14 protein-coding genes are annotated in these 17650 nt (G+C 37.9%); 4 read left to right on the forward strand and 10 right to left on the reverse strand.

Going from position 1 to position 17650, the window contains the following annotated elements; genetic code table 11:
- Nucleotides 1-26 precede the first annotated feature (26 nt).
- From AC2TDL_RS07160 to AC2TDL_RS07175, 4 genes are all read right to left on the reverse strand, one after another.
- A complete protein-coding gene (locus AC2TDL_RS07160) occupies nucleotides 27-593 on the reverse strand; it encodes a cupin domain-containing protein (RefSeq protein ID WP_484699699.1) in 567 nt (188 codons plus the stop codon).
- 204 nt (nucleotides 594-797) lie between these two features.
- The gene (locus AC2TDL_RS07165) at nucleotides 798-2915 is read right to left on the reverse strand and encodes an RICIN domain-containing protein (protein WP_484699701.1); all 2118 of its coding nucleotides are present in this window, start codon (nucleotides 2913-2915) and stop codon (nucleotides 798-800) included.
- Nucleotides 2916-3223: 308 nt separating this feature from the next.
- On the reverse strand, nucleotides 3224-5638 hold the full coding sequence (locus AC2TDL_RS07170) for a polyprenyl synthetase family protein (protein ID WP_484699703.1): 2415 nt from the start codon (nucleotides 5636-5638) through the stop codon (nucleotides 3224-3226).
- Between the two features lie 228 nt (nucleotides 5639-5866).
- Nucleotides 5867-6820 carry a 3'-5' exoribonuclease YhaM family protein gene (locus AC2TDL_RS07175; protein WP_484699705.1) on the reverse strand — a complete coding sequence of 318 codons (954 nt, stop codon included), beginning with the start codon at nucleotides 6818-6820 and terminating at the stop codon, nucleotides 5867-5869.
- A gap of 418 nt (nucleotides 6821-7238) precedes the next feature.
- Between AC2TDL_RS07175 and AC2TDL_RS07180 the strand changes: the two genes are divergently transcribed.
- Nucleotides 7239-8237, forward strand: coding sequence for a WD40/YVTN/BNR-like repeat-containing protein (locus AC2TDL_RS07180; protein ID WP_484699707.1), 999 nt, complete (start codon nucleotides 7239-7241; stop codon nucleotides 8235-8237).
- Nucleotides 8238-8349: 112 nt separating this feature from the next.
- Here the strand turns inward: AC2TDL_RS07180 and cspD are convergent, their stop codons facing one another.
- A complete protein-coding gene (gene cspD, locus AC2TDL_RS07185; RefSeq protein WP_484699710.1) occupies nucleotides 8350-8550 on the reverse strand; it encodes a cold-shock protein CspD in 201 nt (66 codons plus the stop codon).
- A 277-nt stretch (nucleotides 8551-8827) separates the two neighbouring features.
- Between cspD and AC2TDL_RS07190 the strand changes: the two genes are divergently transcribed.
- From AC2TDL_RS07190 to AC2TDL_RS07200, 3 genes are all read left to right on the forward strand, one after another.
- Nucleotides 8828-9445 carry a hypothetical protein gene (locus AC2TDL_RS07190; RefSeq protein ID WP_484699712.1) on the forward strand — a complete coding sequence of 206 codons (618 nt, stop codon included), beginning with the start codon at nucleotides 8828-8830 and terminating at the stop codon, nucleotides 9443-9445.
- 336 nt (nucleotides 9446-9781) lie between these two features.
- Nucleotides 9782-10438, forward strand: a complete 657-nt coding sequence (locus AC2TDL_RS07195; RefSeq protein WP_484699715.1) for an HAD family hydrolase — start codon at nucleotides 9782-9784, stop codon at nucleotides 10436-10438.
- The gene (locus AC2TDL_RS07200) at nucleotides 10435-11688 is read left to right on the forward strand and encodes a sn-glycerol-1-phosphate dehydrogenase (RefSeq protein WP_484699718.1); all 1254 of its coding nucleotides are present in this window, start codon (nucleotides 10435-10437) and stop codon (nucleotides 11686-11688) included. The genes AC2TDL_RS07195 and AC2TDL_RS07200 overlap by 4 nt, the downstream gene beginning before the upstream one ends.
- A gap of 109 nt (nucleotides 11689-11797) precedes the next feature.
- Here the strand turns inward: AC2TDL_RS07200 and AC2TDL_RS07205 are convergent, their stop codons facing one another.
- The 5 genes from AC2TDL_RS07205 to AC2TDL_RS07225 all read right to left on the reverse strand — a co-directional run bounded on the left by AC2TDL_RS07205 (nucleotide 11798) and on the right by AC2TDL_RS07225 (nucleotide 17591).
- On the reverse strand, nucleotides 11798-12112 hold the full coding sequence (locus tag AC2TDL_RS07205; protein ID WP_484699720.1) for a cupin domain-containing protein: 315 nt from the start codon (nucleotides 12110-12112) through the stop codon (nucleotides 11798-11800).
- Nucleotides 12113-12236: 124 nt separating this feature from the next.
- Nucleotides 12237-13697 (reverse strand): GGDEF domain-containing protein, encoded by a 1461-nt coding sequence (locus AC2TDL_RS07210; protein WP_484699723.1) that lies wholly within the window; start codon nucleotides 13695-13697, stop codon nucleotides 12237-12239.
- A gap of 394 nt (nucleotides 13698-14091) precedes the next feature.
- Nucleotides 14092-15687, reverse strand: a complete 1596-nt coding sequence (locus AC2TDL_RS07215; RefSeq protein ID WP_484699728.1) for an extracellular solute-binding protein — start codon at nucleotides 15685-15687, stop codon at nucleotides 14092-14094.
- A 59-nt stretch (nucleotides 15688-15746) separates the two neighbouring features.
- On the reverse strand, nucleotides 15747-16649 hold the full coding sequence (locus AC2TDL_RS07220) for a carbohydrate ABC transporter permease (RefSeq protein ID WP_484699733.1): 903 nt from the start codon (nucleotides 16647-16649) through the stop codon (nucleotides 15747-15749).
- An 18-nt stretch (nucleotides 16650-16667) separates the two neighbouring features.
- Nucleotides 16668-17591: an ABC transporter permease gene (locus AC2TDL_RS07225; RefSeq protein WP_484699736.1), complete on the reverse strand. Its 924-nt coding sequence runs from the start codon at nucleotides 17589-17591 to the stop codon at nucleotides 16668-16670.
- Nucleotides 17592-17650 lie beyond the last annotated feature (59 nt).

Below are 17650 nucleotides of genomic sequence, written 5' to 3' on the forward strand. Positions count from 1 at the left end.
TTTTGACTAGAGCGCTGATTTCTTAATTATCTAGCTGGAACTGCTTCTGCAGCAAGCGCAGCCTCTTTTGTTTCATGGACAGTTCCAAATGGATGCTCTCTTGGTGCATAAATGGTATATAGCTTAAGGTTTTTATTCCCAATATTTGTTATATTATGCCATGTGCCTGCAGGTACGATCACTGCATAATCTTCATCAATTTGCTGTTGGATCGTAAAGTTGTTCTGTGAATCCCCAATTTGCACTAAAGCTCTGCCCTCTTCAATTTTTATAAATTGATCCACATTAGGGTGAACTTCTAAACCAATATCCTCTCCTGGCTTTAGGCTCATTAATACGACTTGGAGATGGCTTCCTGTCCATAATGCAGTGCGGAAATTGTTGTTCTGTTCCGCCGCATCCTCAATATCGACTACAAAAGGAGTACCGCCGTAATCCTTCAATGCTATGATTCTTTTGTTTGCTGCTTGCTCTTGTTGCCAAAAGTCGTTGCAATAGCGGAAATAATTATACCTAGGATCGCTATAGTAACCACCACTCCAAACATAAAAATGGGGATAATATCCTCCATATTGATATAATCTGGGATACATCTCCTGACACCTCTCCATTCTGCACGTAATGTATTAGTGTATAGTATGCAGTGCATGAGTCGAAGGTACATTTGCCTTATTAATAATTTTGAAGGCTATCTCATAATTTGTAGCATTAAGTACAAAGGAGCATTCTGCCCCCGTATACGGCGGAGAATGCTCCTTTTTCAGCATGATGCCCAATTTTTAAAATGTATCGCTCCACTATTTCGATCCCCAAATTGCCTTATTGTTGCTGCCAATTAACGTAAATGTCATTACTTCATTGTGGCTGGATAGCTCATTTCTTTGCTTAAAGAATACTCCCTTGTAAGTTACGCCGCCAATAACCATCGTTACATAAGGCGTGCCAGAGGTATATGACCATGTACCTGTTACACTTCCTGTAATTGTACCGTTCGAGTTTAGAGTAACACTTTGTGTCGGCAACATTCCTACACCTGATGTTGCAGCATCTAGTCCATGGTCAACAAATTGGTACGTGCCAGTCATATCACTGGTGCTGTAGCCAGTATTAGAGATGCTACTTCCTAAAAACTCATATACGGCTGTAACCGGCCATTTATCGGCATTCAAAAACTGTTGATGTACCCGCACTTCATGCGCTTCTGTACCATTGTTAAAGCGTGTATGATACACCAGGTAACGCTGACCATCAGTATCGATTAATGCCGAGTTATGACCAGGGGACTTATACCCTATCGGCAATCCCGAAAAGTTATAGTTTCCAAACAATTTCACACCATAATTACTTTGATTAGCGGAGGAAGAAGGATATACAGCTGGATTGCCTGCTGCATCCGTATACGTTCCATTAATAGAGGTTGAACGGAATACACGTATATGATAGCCTCCGTCAGCTCCTAGCCAACCATAGGATACATATAAATAGTAATAACCTGCTGCTGAATCATAAACAATAAATGGAGCCTCGCCTGATTTTCCATAACCTCCTGCTATTTTCTTGCCAAAGTAACGGTCAGTATTTGTACTGCTATTATCTGATCCAGGATAAATTGGCCTACCTGTTGCTTTATTAATTTGCAAAATATAAATACCGCCGGACCAAGAGCCGTAGCTCATCCATAGATTACCTGAGCTATCATACGTTAATGCAGGATCAATCGCATTAGGGAAGAGCGTATTATTATAGCTGCCGTTACTGTTAAACCAACCGCTTCTCGTTCCGGATAATGTGCCATTATCGATCAACTCAGGAATATTCGTATATTGATACCATGTATTGACCGTTTTCGTTCCTAACGATGAGGTCGTTGTAATTGGATTGCTATAGTTGGTAAAGCCTGAGTAAACAATCGTATCGACATATTCATATGGACCATTAATCGACTTCGAAACCGCAAATCCAATTGCTGAACGAATATACGTTGATGATGTCGAGTAGTACAGCATATATGCACCTGTCGTACCATCAGCCCATACATATGAACTGTTATAGATTGGTGCTGGCGCCCATACGGCATAACCGCCTGAGCTATCTTGGTCGTTATATCCTGCCCAAGCAAATGATGGTTTTAATGCATTAAGCAGTGATGTACCAGCTGCCCGTGAAGCATTGCCTGTCCCTCCTGCTTTTACGAGCTCCCACTTCTGCATATCGCCGCCCCAATATGCCCATTGCTGTACATTAGCACCGCTGGCGGTGCTGCCATCAGCTACATCTAATGCCGCTGTATAGTTTGACGCCTTCGTTAAAAAGGTGACTGTGCCGTCCTCATTTTGCTGAATACGGAATAGCTGCATTGCACCTCCCCAATACGTCCATTGCTCGATATTCGCACCGTCAGCAGAAGAACCATTGTAGACATCCAATGCACTCGTATAGTTAGAATTCGCCGTTAACAAATAATAATCCCCATTGCTATGATAGCCGATCTTAAACTTTTGAGCGTCTGAACCGTTGTAGTCCCATTGACGAATATTGGTCCCATCTGCACTTGAACCGTTGGCAACATCTAAATATTTGCCGCTGTTTTTATTTTTAATGTAATAGTAACCCTCAAACGTTGAAGCTGCATACAGACTTGAATTGGCATACCCCTGTGTCCCAAGATAAGTCCAGTTTCGTAAATCTGTGCTATAGGCTTGCGCTAAATGAGAACCAAAAATATAATATCTGTTCGTTGAAGAATCATAGTAGACAGACGGATCATGAACGGAAACACGTGTCGTATTGGACGTAGTCGAGGAGCTTGCTGCACCATAAGCATAGCTTCCGCCCATTGATGCAACTAACACCAAAATAATTAACATTACTGCAATTAGCTTGCTGCTAGAAGCATTAAAGGTACGTTGAATCATGAAAAAACTCCTTTCTTCACTCTAAAGATTAGAGTATTAGATAAGATATAAAGCGTTTTCATTTTTCTCTATAATAAATATTTATGTTAATCATTAGGTGCAAACAAGTAAATAAAACACCTCCCCCTTTACTTCAGCACAGCTCTCTCAACTAATACCTCCTATTTAAGCTTATGGTACACGCATTGCTTTGTCGAAGTAAGGGGAATGGTGTCGTCTCATCTTTAAAATTTAATATTTTCATTAATCATTAATGTTTGTATAATTGAATAAATCTATCCTTATATTGAGTTTTATATCAATGTTTATTAATGATTGCGGAACACAATATAGTGCAGCAAGTGGTGCAGAAAACTTGTGCGTAAATTTAGCTTTTTTAATGCATCCGCTGCATCGCAATAATGCTGCCACATCGCTTGTTGTGCACCTTCTTCGCCAAGTACAGACACAAAGGTGGATGTATTATTCTGCTTATCTTGCCCTACAGGCTTTCCTAGCAGACTAGTCTCTCCTGCAGCATCAAGCAAATCATCACGAATTTGAAAGGCAATTCCCGCATGATATGCATACTTTTTAAGTGCCGTGATCTCTTCCTCACCAGCTCCTGCTAAAATCGCAGGCATAACGAGTGCTGCTTCAAAGGCAATTGCCGTTTTATAATAGCAAATTTCATTGAGCTGGTTTAAAGTTAATTTTTGCCCTTTCGCCTGTAAATCCATGGCTTGACCTATACAGAGCTCCTCAGCTTTTTTTGAAGAGTAGCGCATCATCTCCAGCACCTTGCTTGGATTAAATGAAAGTAATGATGCCTGCTCATTTATCGCTCGTTGAATAAGCAGCAAGCCGGTTAGCTCCGCAGTTGCACTGCCATGAATCGTATGCAAGGTTGGCCGCCCGCGGCGAAAGTCTGCATTATCCTGCGTTGGCAAATCATCAAAAATTAACGATGCAGTGTGCATATATTCTAATGCTTTAAGCAGTGGCACCATATCTGCCGCAGGCAACTGATACTGTTCTACCCCCATTAACCATGCCATTAGCGGTCTAAGACGCTTACCGCCGCTCTCTAAGCTATAGTTAGCAGCAGCAATTAATTGCTTTCTCATTTGTGGATAATGTTCAGTATGATCTAACAATAATGCCTCGTTAATTTGCTTGCGCGCTTGCTTTAACTGCTGACTAAATTGCTCCTTCTGCCCACGTTCAGTTTGCAAGCTTTCGCTTAATTGATCACGAACTAGCTTATCTAAATAAACAACATTTTCCGCTTGCTCTACGAGAGAGTAAAGCAACTCATAAAAAGCTGAGCATTGTCCTGTTAATTTTCCCATCAATTCATTAAATTTGGCCGTGCCATGCTTAAGCTTGAAGCGTTTTAGCGCACCGATCGCTCTGCCGATTATAACATCTCTTGTGCTTTCATCCTTGTTGTACACATGATGGAGAAGATGAGCAATAACTGCCCAATATAGCTGAAACGGATTGAGCAAATCAGAACGCTTTTGATAATAGGTCAAATAATAGGTATAGGGAGTCACTGCTTGAGCTTTAAAATCATCAAACAGATCAGCTAAATCATCTGAAAGCTGATTATAAATGCCGTAGTAAAATGTTAACTGCTCAAAGCTTTCATCCTCTGTTGGATTTAATACAGAGCGAGCAATAAGCCTTGATGATGCTGATTTAAGAATAATCGGAATATACAAATCCTCACTGCTGTACGACATATTGCTTAATTCTTTCATGCGATCAACTTCTTGTGACTGAAAAAATACGTAAGCCTGCTCAAAGAAATGCTGCTGCATTTCCCCGTTCTGTACGCTTTTTACATACTGAAATGCTTCAGTCAGTTCCTTATGAATAAATGAAATATTTTTATGATTAGCTTCATTCCATTCTGAAAGCTGTAAGTCCGGTACATCTCCTGAACTTAGCGCACTGCGTAGCATGTTGGCAAAAATGAGCTTCTCCTGCTTATTTAATGCATGTGAATCCAGTAAATCATCGATAAAAGGATACGTTAATCCATAGCAATATCCTAAACGAATCGCTTGATCCTGCATGACTATCCGCTGCTGGTGCGACGTTGATTCATCCATTTGCTCCTTGGCATGGAGAACGACGCCGATAATGATTTTAATTAATTTGCGAAGCGCATGCACACCATCAATTTCCTCTGGCAAATGCTGTTCTACTAGCTTAAGCTTACCGATGACCCAAATGGCTGCAGATTCAACCCCTTCTTTCTGTGCCCAGCGATAAACACTATCTAATCCTATGAAATTCTGCTGTTGCCCATGCTTATCGTTATTCGAGCGCTTTATCATCGCTTTAAGATCCTGAACGGTTGCAGCAATCTTTGCTTTTGTTGCTGGTTGATCCAGCCTCTTGCCCAAATCACGTAAATAGATATATGAAACACTTCGCTGTAAATAAGCGTCTAGCTTCCCTTGCTTATCGAGCCATGTAAGATAACTTCGAGCGGGAGCAGTACTGATAGAGCGATTTTCTTGCTTCTGTTTGAAGGGGATGAATTTAGAAAACCAAGCACGCTTACTAATATGCTTCGCTCTCCATTGTTCAAGATCTTTGATTAGCTCATCCTCATATCTGCGGCTACTGACCAACTCATATAGCGTTGAAAAATATTGTGCAGCTTTTTGCTCAGCTAAGCGATAACAGCCTTCTGTATCAATTAGTAATTGTCTATTCATATGGTGCATGACCTCAATTTCTTATAATCGTTACTTTACTTACGTGTAATTATATAGTTGGTTACGAAAGGATAATACTAATGAAATGATTAATTTACTGAAATTTCGTGATGAGCAAATAAAAGACTAAGCATTATGCTAACAACCAGCATATGCTTAGTCTTATTTATCTGGTTAAATATTAATAATGTGTAATGTTAAAGACGACAATAAATCAGATCATGCAAACAATATTTATTATCTTTGCATTCGATATAGCGCTTTATTCTCCAAACCTCTAAGCATTGGAGTCCACTTCTGATCTTCATGCAGCTCTCCTAGTGCATCCTCCACCATTTGCAGCTTGGCATCAAGAGAATCGATATAATGCAAGGCAACAGCTTCTGCCATTTGCGGCAATACAGGGCTCCCCCATTCAGGCAAATTATGATGAGCCAGCACAATATGCTGCAAAGCCATAACGATCTCTGATTCTAGCGGAATTTGATAATGAATCGCTGCCTCAACAATCCAATTTGTCGCTAAGACGATATGGCCAATTAACTTCCCTTGATCACTGTAGTCCGATACGACTCCTAGCTGAGCAATCATTTCCTCTGGCTTTGCAATATCGTGTAAAATAATACCTGCTCTAATGAGATCGCGGTTTAAAAAAGGCCGCTGCTTACATACAAATTCTCCTAGCTCTAGCATCCGTACAATATGATAGGCTAACCCGCCAAAATAAGCATGGTGAAAGGTTTTTGCAGCCGGATAGTGCATCAGTTTTTCCTCTACTTTTGCAACACAAAACGACACGATCGCTTTAATTTGCTCGTCTTGAATGTCTTGCATCGTTTGCTTAATCGTTTGCATAAGATCAGCAGAAGAAATAGGAGCTGCTTTAATGTAGTCTGTTAAAGACACTCCATCTGCTTCTGTAGCTTTGCGCATTTTAATAATTTTCACTTGCAATTTATCGCGATAGCTTTGCACAATTCCCTGCACCTTAACTAATGTCATAGGGAAAAAGGTTTCCTTATCCTGCTGGGATACTTCCCATTGCTTTGCAGAGATTTGACCACTGGAATCAGCTAAAACAATATCAAAATAATCTTTAGCCGGTACGGCATTCGTTTGCTTCACTTCAATTTCTTTCAGTAAGTAAAAGCCTATAAATTCATCCCGCACCTTTAATGTATGAATAAGCACCTACATTCCTCCTCGGTAATCAAAACGCGCCATTTCCACTTAGTACCATTGTATCATGATTGGTCTAGTAACTATAGGCAAACTCATTTTAATCGCTTCTTAGATTATACCTTAAACATAAATCTTCATGTCAGATAAATATATTCCGTAATATTCCTCTAGTGGATATACCTTCTGTTATATCATTCTTTTTGCTATACTTTTGCTAAATATCATATAGAAATTGATAAGAGTATTGTTATATTTTTTGCTTGATTCACGTTCAACAACTTTTGGGGAGGTAATAACGATACGATTCGCTATATTAAAAAGCCTAATCTTTATTTTGCTTCTAGGAGTAACTGCCTGCAGCGTTAGTACACCATCAAATGAATCACTCTCTTATTCAAACTTAGAAGATTTTCAATATTCCATTAAGATGATGAATAGCAAATATGGATGGGCCTTTGGCAATCATGAAATTGTTGTTACAAGTGACGGAGGCAAAAGCTGGCATGATGTAACACCATCAATTTTGCAGCAGCGAAATATATCCAACTTCAAAAAATATGTATTCGATGTAAATATAGCTTGGCTAGCCGTGCATCAAGACACGTTCATCTATCTATACAAAACGGTAGATAGAGGGGTACATTGGACAGAGTCTACAATCCCAGTTGAAGAAGGTCTAAATGATTTTTCTCTATTCTTTATCTCACCGACTGACGGATGGTTAGCGCAAACACGCTTTGCAGGTTTAGGATTTTCAAAAATGGTCCTTTATCATACAACTAATGGAGGAGAAACTTGGAAGGAGATTACCTTAGATCAATCCCTATCTGATAATGGAAATAAAACATTTGGCACGTTTATCAATGCTGAAAAAGGCTGGTTGAGCGTGCAAGATATTACGAACAAACCGTATGTATTTGTCACTCAAAATAGCGGCGAAAGCTGGGAGCAGCTATTCCTCCCCTTGGAGAGCGACAAGGAAATCCTTTCATTCGGTACCACCCTGCCTATATTTTACGGGATGAATGGTCAGTTTATTTTATATACAAACTTACTTGAATCTGGTGTCGATGTTTACCTCTCTGTAACTGAGGATGGGGGCATATCTTGGAAGCCATCTTTTGTTACTTATGTTGAAAAAGACTCCTTTATTGAACCGATTTACAGCAGTATTGATGCACACAACGGATGGTTATCCGTAGATGGTAAGACCATTTTACAAACGACTGACGGTTCAAATTGGGATACTATCTTTAATATAGCTTCCCTAGGTCAAAATTATGTAAAAATTATTGGATTCCAATTTATTGCGCCTAAAATGGGCTGGTTGATCGCCAGTGACGGCAATATACATGATCTCTTTGTAACAAATGATGGCGGCTCTACTTGGAAAAACTTAAAACCGCAAAAAATAAATAATCAATAGCAGCAATAAGAAACCGGACTAAAAAATAACTTATGTAAACAGATTACCAATAAAAAATTGCCCCGAACGAATTTCTTCATTCGGGGCAATTTAGCTTTTAAGTTAATTTATCTTAAAGCTTAACTACGTTCTCAGCTTGAGGACCGCGATTACCTTGAACAACGTTGAATTCAACGCGTTGGCCTTCTTCTAAAGATTTGTAGCCATCACCAACGATTGCACTAAAGTGTACGAATACGTCATTGCCGCCTTCAACCTCAATAAAACCGAAGCCTTTTTCACTGTTGAACCATTTAACTGTACCTGTTTCCATTACGAAAACCACCTTTAATAAAAAAATATATATCCTTAGAGAAATAAAAAAATTTGCACCCATAAGTGGGGTATGAATAAAATAACCCACAGACAAGTGCAAATTACTTAGTTCGCTATATCAATATAGTCAGTATAGCATACCCTCAAATAAAACACAAATCATAAATCACAAAATACCTTGATTATAATTTTTTATTGGTCAAAAGCAGTTGCATACATTAATATAATGTATTAACTTATATTGTAAAAGAAATAATAATTTAGGAGATATGTTTATGAAATTCAGAATGTTAATTTTAATGACCTGTTTAATCGTCCAATCTTTTTTAGCAGGATGTACGAAGGAAGCTAGTGTCCAATCTCCTCAGACAACTACTCTACAAGTAAATGAACCTCAAGTAACAGCGACTAATCAACCAGACAGCAATAACGTACCGAGCTATAATGATTTCACAAAATTAATGGAAAACTTTGAACAACACATTGAGATTGAAGATTTCAACTTAATTCAGCCAATTAAAACAATTTTTTTAATTGAAAAAGAATATACATTTGACAAAAAAGATACGTTAACAGTTAGCGGTGAAATTAACGATTTAAATCCTACTCAGCAGCTCTTTATTTTTGAAAATAACGATCAAACGGTACAGCTTTATGTTCGCTTCTCTTATACAGAAGTAGATATGGGAAAAAATCTTGTGTCCTGGGAATCTACCACTGGATTTGACGGAGCAGATCCCGAATTATTGGAAAGTACCGATATGGCAACCTATACGTATCGAAATTTAATTTTTACCGTTACCCAAAATGCCAAGACATCTGCAAGTGTTGATATAACAAAACAAGCAGTAAAATCTGTACTAAAACTATTAGAGGATTATTATGATAAATAAGTACTTATTTAAGAAATAAATATAAATGCCAAATTAACGATTATGAGTAATTATACTTATCTTATGATAGAAATAAAAACCTCCTAAATTTAAGAATATAATATATATGATGTTAAATTAACTACCAAGTCGCAGCTAACTCAAACGGCAGATTACAATATAATTATAGTTCTAAGTAAATGAGTAAGTACTCCACCTCTATTGTTAGATTAAAGCTTCTAGCAATAGAGGTGTTTTTATTTTATAAATGTTGGTTATCTTATATTATTTGTCCAAATATTGACCGCATATCCAATCTAACGTTAATATACTTGTAAATAATTAAATAATTAAATAATGATACGAAAGAAGGCTGGGCAAGCGATGAGAAGCATTATTTTCGATGTTGATGGAACGTTATGGGATACGACAGAAATCGTGGCGCATTCATGGAATAGAGCGATTACTGAGCTAGGCACAACATCCGCTGTCATTACTGCCGACTTGCTAAAACGAGAATTTGGCAAGCCGATGGATGTTATCGCTAACCGTTTGTTTGCAGATGCTAATGAGCAAGAACGACTGCAATTACTAGAAAAATGTTGTCAGTATGAACACGATGATTTAATGGCAAGCAAAATAGATTGCTTGTACCCTAATGTCGTCGAAACGATTAAGCAGCTTAGTCAAAAAACGACCGTTTGTATTGTGAGCAACTGTCAGTCTGGTTACATTGAACTGTTTATGGAGAAGACAGGAATTACACATTACATCACCGATTTTGAATGTTTCGGTGATACAGGTTTGAGTAAAGGAGAAAATATTAAGCTAGTCATCGAACGAAATAAGCTATCCGATCCGATTTATGTTGGTGATACGCAAGGCGATTATGAGGCAACCCTCGTTGCTAATATTCCATTTGTCTATGCCAGCTACGGCTTCGGTAAGCCAGAGAGCTATACTTATGCCATTAGTAATATTGCTGAGCTATTAGAAAAGGAGATGCTAAAATGAATATCGATTTGCAGCGTTTTGTTGGTCATTGTTCCTGTGGTAAAGAACATAATCTTACGGTTAAAGGTATTTACCTAGAGTCAAACGCAAGTCAATATCTTAATGAACTGCTAGCCCCTTATCAGTTTCCTGTATTCATTTGTGACACCAATACTAAAAAAGCTGCTTACGATAAACTACAGCATTTATTTGCTAAACATAACGTGATTGAGATTACTGGTGATGATATTCATGCAGATAATCACTATGTGCAAGTCATACATGAGCAATTACCAGTAGAAACTGACCTGCTTATTGCCGTAGGGGCAGGCACCATTCATGATCTGACAAGATATGTCGCTAATGAGAAACAGCTTCCATTTATCTCAGTTCCTACTGCAGCAAGCGTTGATGGATTTGTTTCTACTGTAAGTGCAATGACATGGAATGGAATGAAAACAACGATGCCTGGCACTTCTCCAACCTATGTCGTCGCAGATACAGACATTTTTGCTCATGCACCATACCGTCTAACCGCTTCCGGTATCTCAGATTTAATGGCAAAATATACAGCGCTAGTCGATTGGAAAATCTCTCATCTAGTTACGAATGAATACTTTTGTCCAGTTATTTATAATCTTGAAATAGAAGCATTACAAGAGGTTGATGCTGTGCTGCATGAATTAAAGCAAGGTAAGCCTGAAAGTTCAGAAAAGCTAATGTATGCCCTGCTTCTTTCTGGACTTGCCATGCAAATGATCGGAAATTCAAGACCAGCCTCTGGAGCAGAGCATCATATCTCTCATTTATGGGAAATGAGCATTATTAATGAACCAGTCGATGCCTTGCATGGAGAAAAAGTATCTGTCGGGCTCATTCTTGTATTAGAAAAATATGAAAAAATTCTTCATGCCATTGAGCAGAAAAGCTATACAATAACAAATCATGTTGAGCTGGAAATGGGGCTTTTGCAGGAGAATATTAAAGATAAGCAACTGTATGAGGATATTATTAAGGAAAATGGTGAAAGCCTGCTAAAAGAGATTGATTTATCTATTTTAGAGCAACGACTGCCATCTATCGCAGAAGAGCTAAGAAAACTTCCTTCCAGCAGTGAAATGAAAAATAAGCTAGATGCTGCAGGTTGCATTACTTCTATGGAGCAAATCCATTTGCCTAAAGACTTAAAACAATTAACACTTGCTTTAAGTCCATATGTGCGCAGAAGATTAACATTAATGCGAATTTCTAAACTATTAAAATGTGAATAGTGCCTCATTAAATTAGATAGCCAATAGTTAGTCAAAAATAAAGCTGCATCATTCACTTATTCTTATGATGCAGCTTTTTATTCTACATTGCTTCCTTATCTAGAGGCTACTACGATAATAAATCAAGACGTAAAGGTGTAAAGGTGTCGAGCAGTTTGCTTGGCTTTAATGCACGACAGCCATGCTCTACTCCACTTGGAATATAGATAGTTTCCCCTTGCTTTATTACCTTTGTTTCGTTGCCCACTGTAAATTCTAACTCACCTTCTAAGCAATAGGAAAATTGCTCATGTGGATGAGCGTGCAAATAACCGACTGCATCCTGCTCAAAATGCACCTCCATCATCATAATCGACTGTCCGGGTTCAAATATTTTACGTCTTACACCAGGCTCGGCATTTTCCCATTCATTCATTTTCCCCATAATAACACCTCTCCCATTTATCAATTAACCAAATTGAGTAAGGTTATCATTCTTTTCATAATTTCAGTAAAACACCATCCTAAGCAGAATAGTATAAGCAGCAAAGTATGTATTATAGTAACAATTATTTCACAGTTGATGCGAATGAATAATGATTGCGACCGCTTCGTTTGACATGATATAACGCCTTATCCGCATTGTTAAGCAGCGTATCACTATCGTATCCATGTTCTGGATAGAAGCTTATGCCAATGCTAATTTGAAGCGGTTGACTTTCCTCACCTATCGTTAATGGATTGTCAGCTAATTGCTCCTTTAGCTGATTGATTTTTGCTATAACCTGTTCCTCAGAGGCAGATCGGAAAAAGATAATAAACTCATCCCCACCCAAACGAGCCGCAAAATTGTCCTCTGTAAGAATGGCTCGAATAGATTCAGAAAGACTGATTAAAGCCTTATCGCCAACTAAATGTCCGTATTTGTCATTAATATCCTTAAATCTATCAAGATCAAATAGCATAACCGCTAAGCGCTGTCCAGTATCTCTAGCTTCGCTCAATGCCCTGTTCAGCTTTTCAAAAAATTGCTTACGGTTAGGTAACTTCGTAAGCATATCATGATAAGCCATAAATACGAGTTCGCGCTGGTTAGCCATTTGTGCTGTCACATCACGAATAATTAAAATCAAATGCGGTTTATATTCAACAGAAACATAATCACCATCAATTAGCAGCTCGAACTGATTTTCCCCGCTACGTATCGACTTTGCGACATCATGAATTTCCATATTGTTTTGAATGCGATGTAAAAGCTCACCTTGCAACCAATCCGTAATTAGATTATGTTTAATATTCATCATTTCGAACAATTTTCTTGCTGCTGGATTAGCCTCTCGTACATTGCCTTCAAGATCTGCAAGAATAATAGCAGCAGGACTCATATTAAACAACTTTTCAAAGTGAATTTCCTGATGATTTAAAAACTCATATTTTTTCATCGTATGACGTAAAAATATACACCATAATAACGTTCCATAGATATAGGGGTAAGGTGGCAAATAGCCTTTGAAATCGATGATGCCAATCGTGAGGTTAAAAAACATAGTGACAATAATACCATAGATTAATTGTTTGTAAATGGAGCGAAGTTCTTTTTGAGCCGTCTTAACGATTGCTCGCCACAAGATAAATATAAAGATTAAATTAAATACATTGCTTCCGATCATTGCAATATAATATTCAGCATTATAGACCGGTATTTTCCATATACCAGCTTGATAAAAGCTGCTACCTGATACCATTTGATCATTGATGAAGGGATTTACCAGCACTAACAAGGTAGGCAGATAGAAAAGATAAGGATAGACGTATTTCGGAAATTTGTGCTCAGTATTCGTTAGCTTAATAAAAAAATGCAATCCGAACCCAACAATTGTAATTCCTGAGACACTGAACCAAACAGCCGTTATCATTGGACTATATTCTATCGGAAGATATTGCCTAACAAATTCTTCAAGGAATAACGACAAGCAACAGGCAATAATGCCGCTTACTAACAAATGATCTGTTCTCTTGCGACTGCGCAACAACATATCCAACAGCATGTAAACAAAATATACTATGGGAACAAAATGGGTTAACAGTGGGGCAACGGCAGCAGCCAGACTCATCATCTTCACCGTTCTTTCACAGGATATTGCTTACAATTAGCTCTATTTTACAACATTTTAGATAACTAAAACATAAAATGTTAATTTTAAATGATAAATATATAGTTAAACTTTTTTTTGAAGTTTGGAGTAAACTAGCAACTGCAACTCATGTTTAATATAAGCGTTAACTCATTACCCTTCATCTACTGAACCTAGCATTCCCTTGTAAAATAACATTTAACAACAAAAACATTAGAATTATGTTATATAAAAAAATTGCGGTTAAGACTAACGAAATAGTCGTAACCGCAAATCGATTTAACCTTAATTACTCTACATTCATATAACGCTCATAGGCATTTTCATAGATTTCAATAAGTCGTGGCAGCCCCATATCGTTAAGCTGTTTAATATATGCTTCCCAGCCGCTGTCAATATCGCCGCTTGTTACCCATTGTGCACGAGTGCTGGAAATATAACTGTTAATATCAGTAGTTAAGGTTGGCAATTCTTGATACTCTTCCGTTGTATGCATCACATCTGGGTATGGAATGGTAACATCTTTTTCTCCTAACTTATCTAGCTCTTGTTTAAGGCCGTCTCCTGTAGCTGGATCGAGCTTAATTTTTTCTTCAAAGCTTGGACTTACATATTTTGGACCAAAATCACGCAAGGAGTTATCCCAATACCAAGCATCTGCACTTGTTCCCTCAGGAGGCGCCATTAATGAATATGTTCCGTCATCGTTCTTTTCAATGGAAGTGCCGATTGCTCCCCAGAAGTTTTGAATACTCGCCTCAGACGTATAGAACTCATCTAACCAACGGGCTGTAATTTCAGGATATTTATTAAAAGTAGTAATCAACACTTCATTACGACGGAAGCTTAAACCTTCAGGTTCCCCAGTTGTATACCCTTTTCCATCTGGTCCTTTAATGGCAGGAATCGATATATATTGATTACTCCATTGACCAAACACTGCATCAGGTGTCCATTGATAAGTAAAACCAATTAACGGCACGTCAGGATTTTGACGCTTTGCACTAAGCATAGTATCATCTTGTGTAAATGATTCAGAATCAATGATTCCTTCTGCATACAACTTGTGCATCCACTTGATGGCTTCTTTATATTCATCAGAAATTGGATAATATACAAGTTTGCCGTCCTTAATCATCATATTGTTGCCTCGTAAATCTGTAATTCCAAATATTGCTAACATATTAAGATCAATATCGCCAGAGCTACTTATTGGAAGCTCATCATTTTTTCCGTTGCGGTTAGGATCTTGTTCCTTAAATGCCTTCAATACCGTATACAACTCATCGATTGTCGTCGGTACATCAAGATTTAAATTATCAAGCCATGTTTTATTAATAACTGGCTGATTGGCTGACTTCGGACGTGCAGGTAATCGCGCTGGAAGTGAATAAATTTTACCGTCTGGAAATGTGCTAATCTTTTTCAACATTGGCGTTTCTTCCATAGCTGCCTTTAAGTTCGGCATATATTCATCAATATAGTCATCAAGCGGTCTAAAATAGCTAATATTATTAATAATGTCTGAGCTATCAAATGTGATGTTGCCAATAATGACATCTGGCAGTTTGCCGCTTGCGAGCATAACAGATTTTTGCTCACCCCAATCGTTTGAAGACATCACTTGCCAGTTGATTTTAACGTTTGTTCTTTTCTCAAGCTCTTGCAGCCATGTATTTTTTGTAAAACTCTCCCCCATACTCCCCCAACGTACTGTAAGCACATCAAGGGTAATCGGTTCATTTACTATCGGTAATTCTTCCTTATTAAACTGGATTTCATCACTAGGATTAACGTTATCTTGCTTCTCGTTATTTCCACTGCAACCTGCTAATAATGAACCTGTCATTGCAATTAACGTAAGTGACAGCAATATTTTTTTCATTTATCAATTCCCCCTTAATAGCTATTAAATTTTATTGCTTTGTGTAGCAAATCAATTGCTTATGATTTCACCGCGCCAATCATCACCCCCTGATTAAAGTGCTTTTGTACAAAGGGATAGATACACATAATTGGAACAGTAGCAACGATAATGACTGAATATCTAAGCATGTTTGCTAAACGAAGTGCAATCTGTGCAGCTTCACCCGTTCCCATATCGGACTGCATTTGATTAGTAATCAATATATTGCGTAACACTAACTGCAATGGATAAAGGTCTTGGTTTTTAATGTAGATTAAAGCATTAAAGTAAGAATTCCAATGTCCGACCGCAATCCATAGCGCAAGTACTGAAATAATTGCCTTGGACAACGGCAGCACAATTTGAAAAAAATAACGCAGATTTCCGCAACCGTCCATTTGCGCTGCTTCCCACAAATCTCCAGGAATACTATTCGTAAAAAATGTGCGAGCTACAATAATATCAAATACGCCTACGGCAAATGGCAACACCATTACTAAAAACGTATCATACAAACCAAAATCTCGAATCGTTAAAAAGGTAGGAATAAGACCGCCATTAAAAAACATCGTAAAAATAAAGAATAGTGTAATGAGTTTTCTGCCAAAAAGATCTTTTCGTGACAGGGCATAGGCTGCTGATAGATTTACGAACAAGCCAATTGCTGTGCCAACAATTGTGTAAGCAATCGTATTTCGATAGCCTATCCAAATTTTGGGCTGATTGAACAGTTCTTTGTATCCATCCAAAGTAAATCCTTTGGGCCAAAACCAAACTTGCCCATTACCGACTGCATAAGGATCGCTGAACGAGGCAATTACGATAAAATACAGCGGATACAATGTAATTAATAGCACGATAGCACTCCAGCCGTATAAAAATAGCTCTCCTAACGTTATTTTTTTTCTTCTGACCTGTTGCATTATTACTGCATGTGCCATCTTCTCTCTACCTCTCCTTTACCAAATGCTGTTTTCGCTGTACTTTTTAGATATCTGATTAAAGGTAACGAGTAAAATTAAATTAACAACCGTATTAAATAGATTAATAGCGGATGAAAAGCTATATTGGGCACTTAACAAGCCTATCTTATAAACATAGGTTGAAATCACTTCGCTTCCTGAAATATTTAGATTATTTTGCATAAGGTATACTTTTTCAAAGCCAACTCCTAATAATCCGCCAATTCGTAAAATTAGCAATGTTACAGCAGTTGGAATAAGCATCGGAATATCAATCATTTTTATCATCTGCCATCTGCTTGCTCCATCTACTTTCGCTGCCTCATAGAGATTCGGATTAATCGTAGATAATGCAGCCAAATAAATAATGCTATCCCAGCCGGTATGTTGCCAAACATCAGACCACACATATAGGCTGCTAAATAAGCGGGCTGAGCCCATTAAGTTTGGAGCCTCAGCTCCAAACAATCGATAAATATTTCCGATTAATCCGCTGCTTGGCGATAACAAAATCATCATTAATCCAACCAAAACAACGACAGATATAAAATGCGGCATATATGTTACTGTTTGAAAAAATTTTCTGTATCTGTTTTGCCGCAGCTGATTAACCAATAATGCGAATATTATCGGTATCGGAAAAGTTGCGAAACTGTAAAGACTGATTAAAATCGTATTTTTCAGCGTAACTTCAAACTGATAAGAATTAAAAAACTTTTCAAAATACTTAAATCCCGCCCAAGGGCTTCCAGTAATCCCAAGCGAAGGATTGTAGTCCTTAAAAGCAATCAGTATGCCATACATCGGCTTATACGTAAATAGCAATAACAACACGACAGCGGGAGTCAATAATAGATACAATCCCCAGTTCCGTTTAATCTGTGTTAACGAGGCCTTTAGTTTTACTGCATATTGACTCAAATACCTTCCTCCTTCCTAAACGCGCGCCTATATGGAATTTGTAACTTTATTATAGGTTA

The sequence above is a fragment of the Paenibacillus sp. plas6 genome (assembly GCF_057221655.1).

Excerpts from the sequence above, each read along its gene's own strand:
- AC2TDL_RS07215 (WP_484699728.1), bottom strand. The coding sequence starts at position 15,687 with ATGAAAAAAATATTGCTGTCACTTACGTTAATTGCAATGACAGGTTCA.
- AC2TDL_RS07190 (WP_484699712.1), top strand. The coding sequence starts at position 8,828 with ATGAAATTCAGAATGTTAATTTTAATGACCTGTTTAATCGTCCAATCT.
- AC2TDL_RS07195 (WP_484699715.1), top strand. The coding sequence starts at position 9,782 with ATGATACGAAAGAAGGCTGGGCAAGCGATGAGAAGCATTATTTTCGAT.
- AC2TDL_RS07220 (WP_484699733.1), bottom strand. The coding sequence starts at position 16,649 with ATGGCACATGCAGTAATAATGCAACAGGTCAGAAGAAAAAAAATAACG.
- AC2TDL_RS07170 (WP_484699703.1), bottom strand. The coding sequence starts at position 5,638 with ATGCACCATATGAATAGACAATTACTAATTGATACAGAAGGCTGTTAT.
- AC2TDL_RS07180 (WP_484699707.1), top strand. The coding sequence starts at position 7,239 with ATGATGAATAGCAAATATGGATGGGCCTTTGGCAATCATGAAATTGTT.
- cspD (WP_484699710.1), bottom strand. The coding sequence starts at position 8,550 with ATGGAAACAGGTACAGTTAAATGGTTCAACAGTGAAAAAGGCTTCGGT.
- AC2TDL_RS07165 (WP_484699701.1), bottom strand. The coding sequence starts at position 2,915 with ATGATTCAACGTACCTTTAATGCTTCTAGCAGCAAGCTAATTGCAGTA.
- AC2TDL_RS07200 (WP_484699718.1), top strand. The coding sequence starts at position 10,435 with ATGAATATCGATTTGCAGCGTTTTGTTGGTCATTGTTCCTGTGGTAAA.
- AC2TDL_RS07160 (WP_484699699.1), bottom strand. The coding sequence starts at position 593 with ATGTATCCCAGATTATATCAATATGGAGGATATTATCCCCATTTTTAT.
- AC2TDL_RS07205 (WP_484699720.1), bottom strand. The coding sequence starts at position 12,112 with ATGGGGAAAATGAATGAATGGGAAAATGCCGAGCCTGGTGTAAGACGT.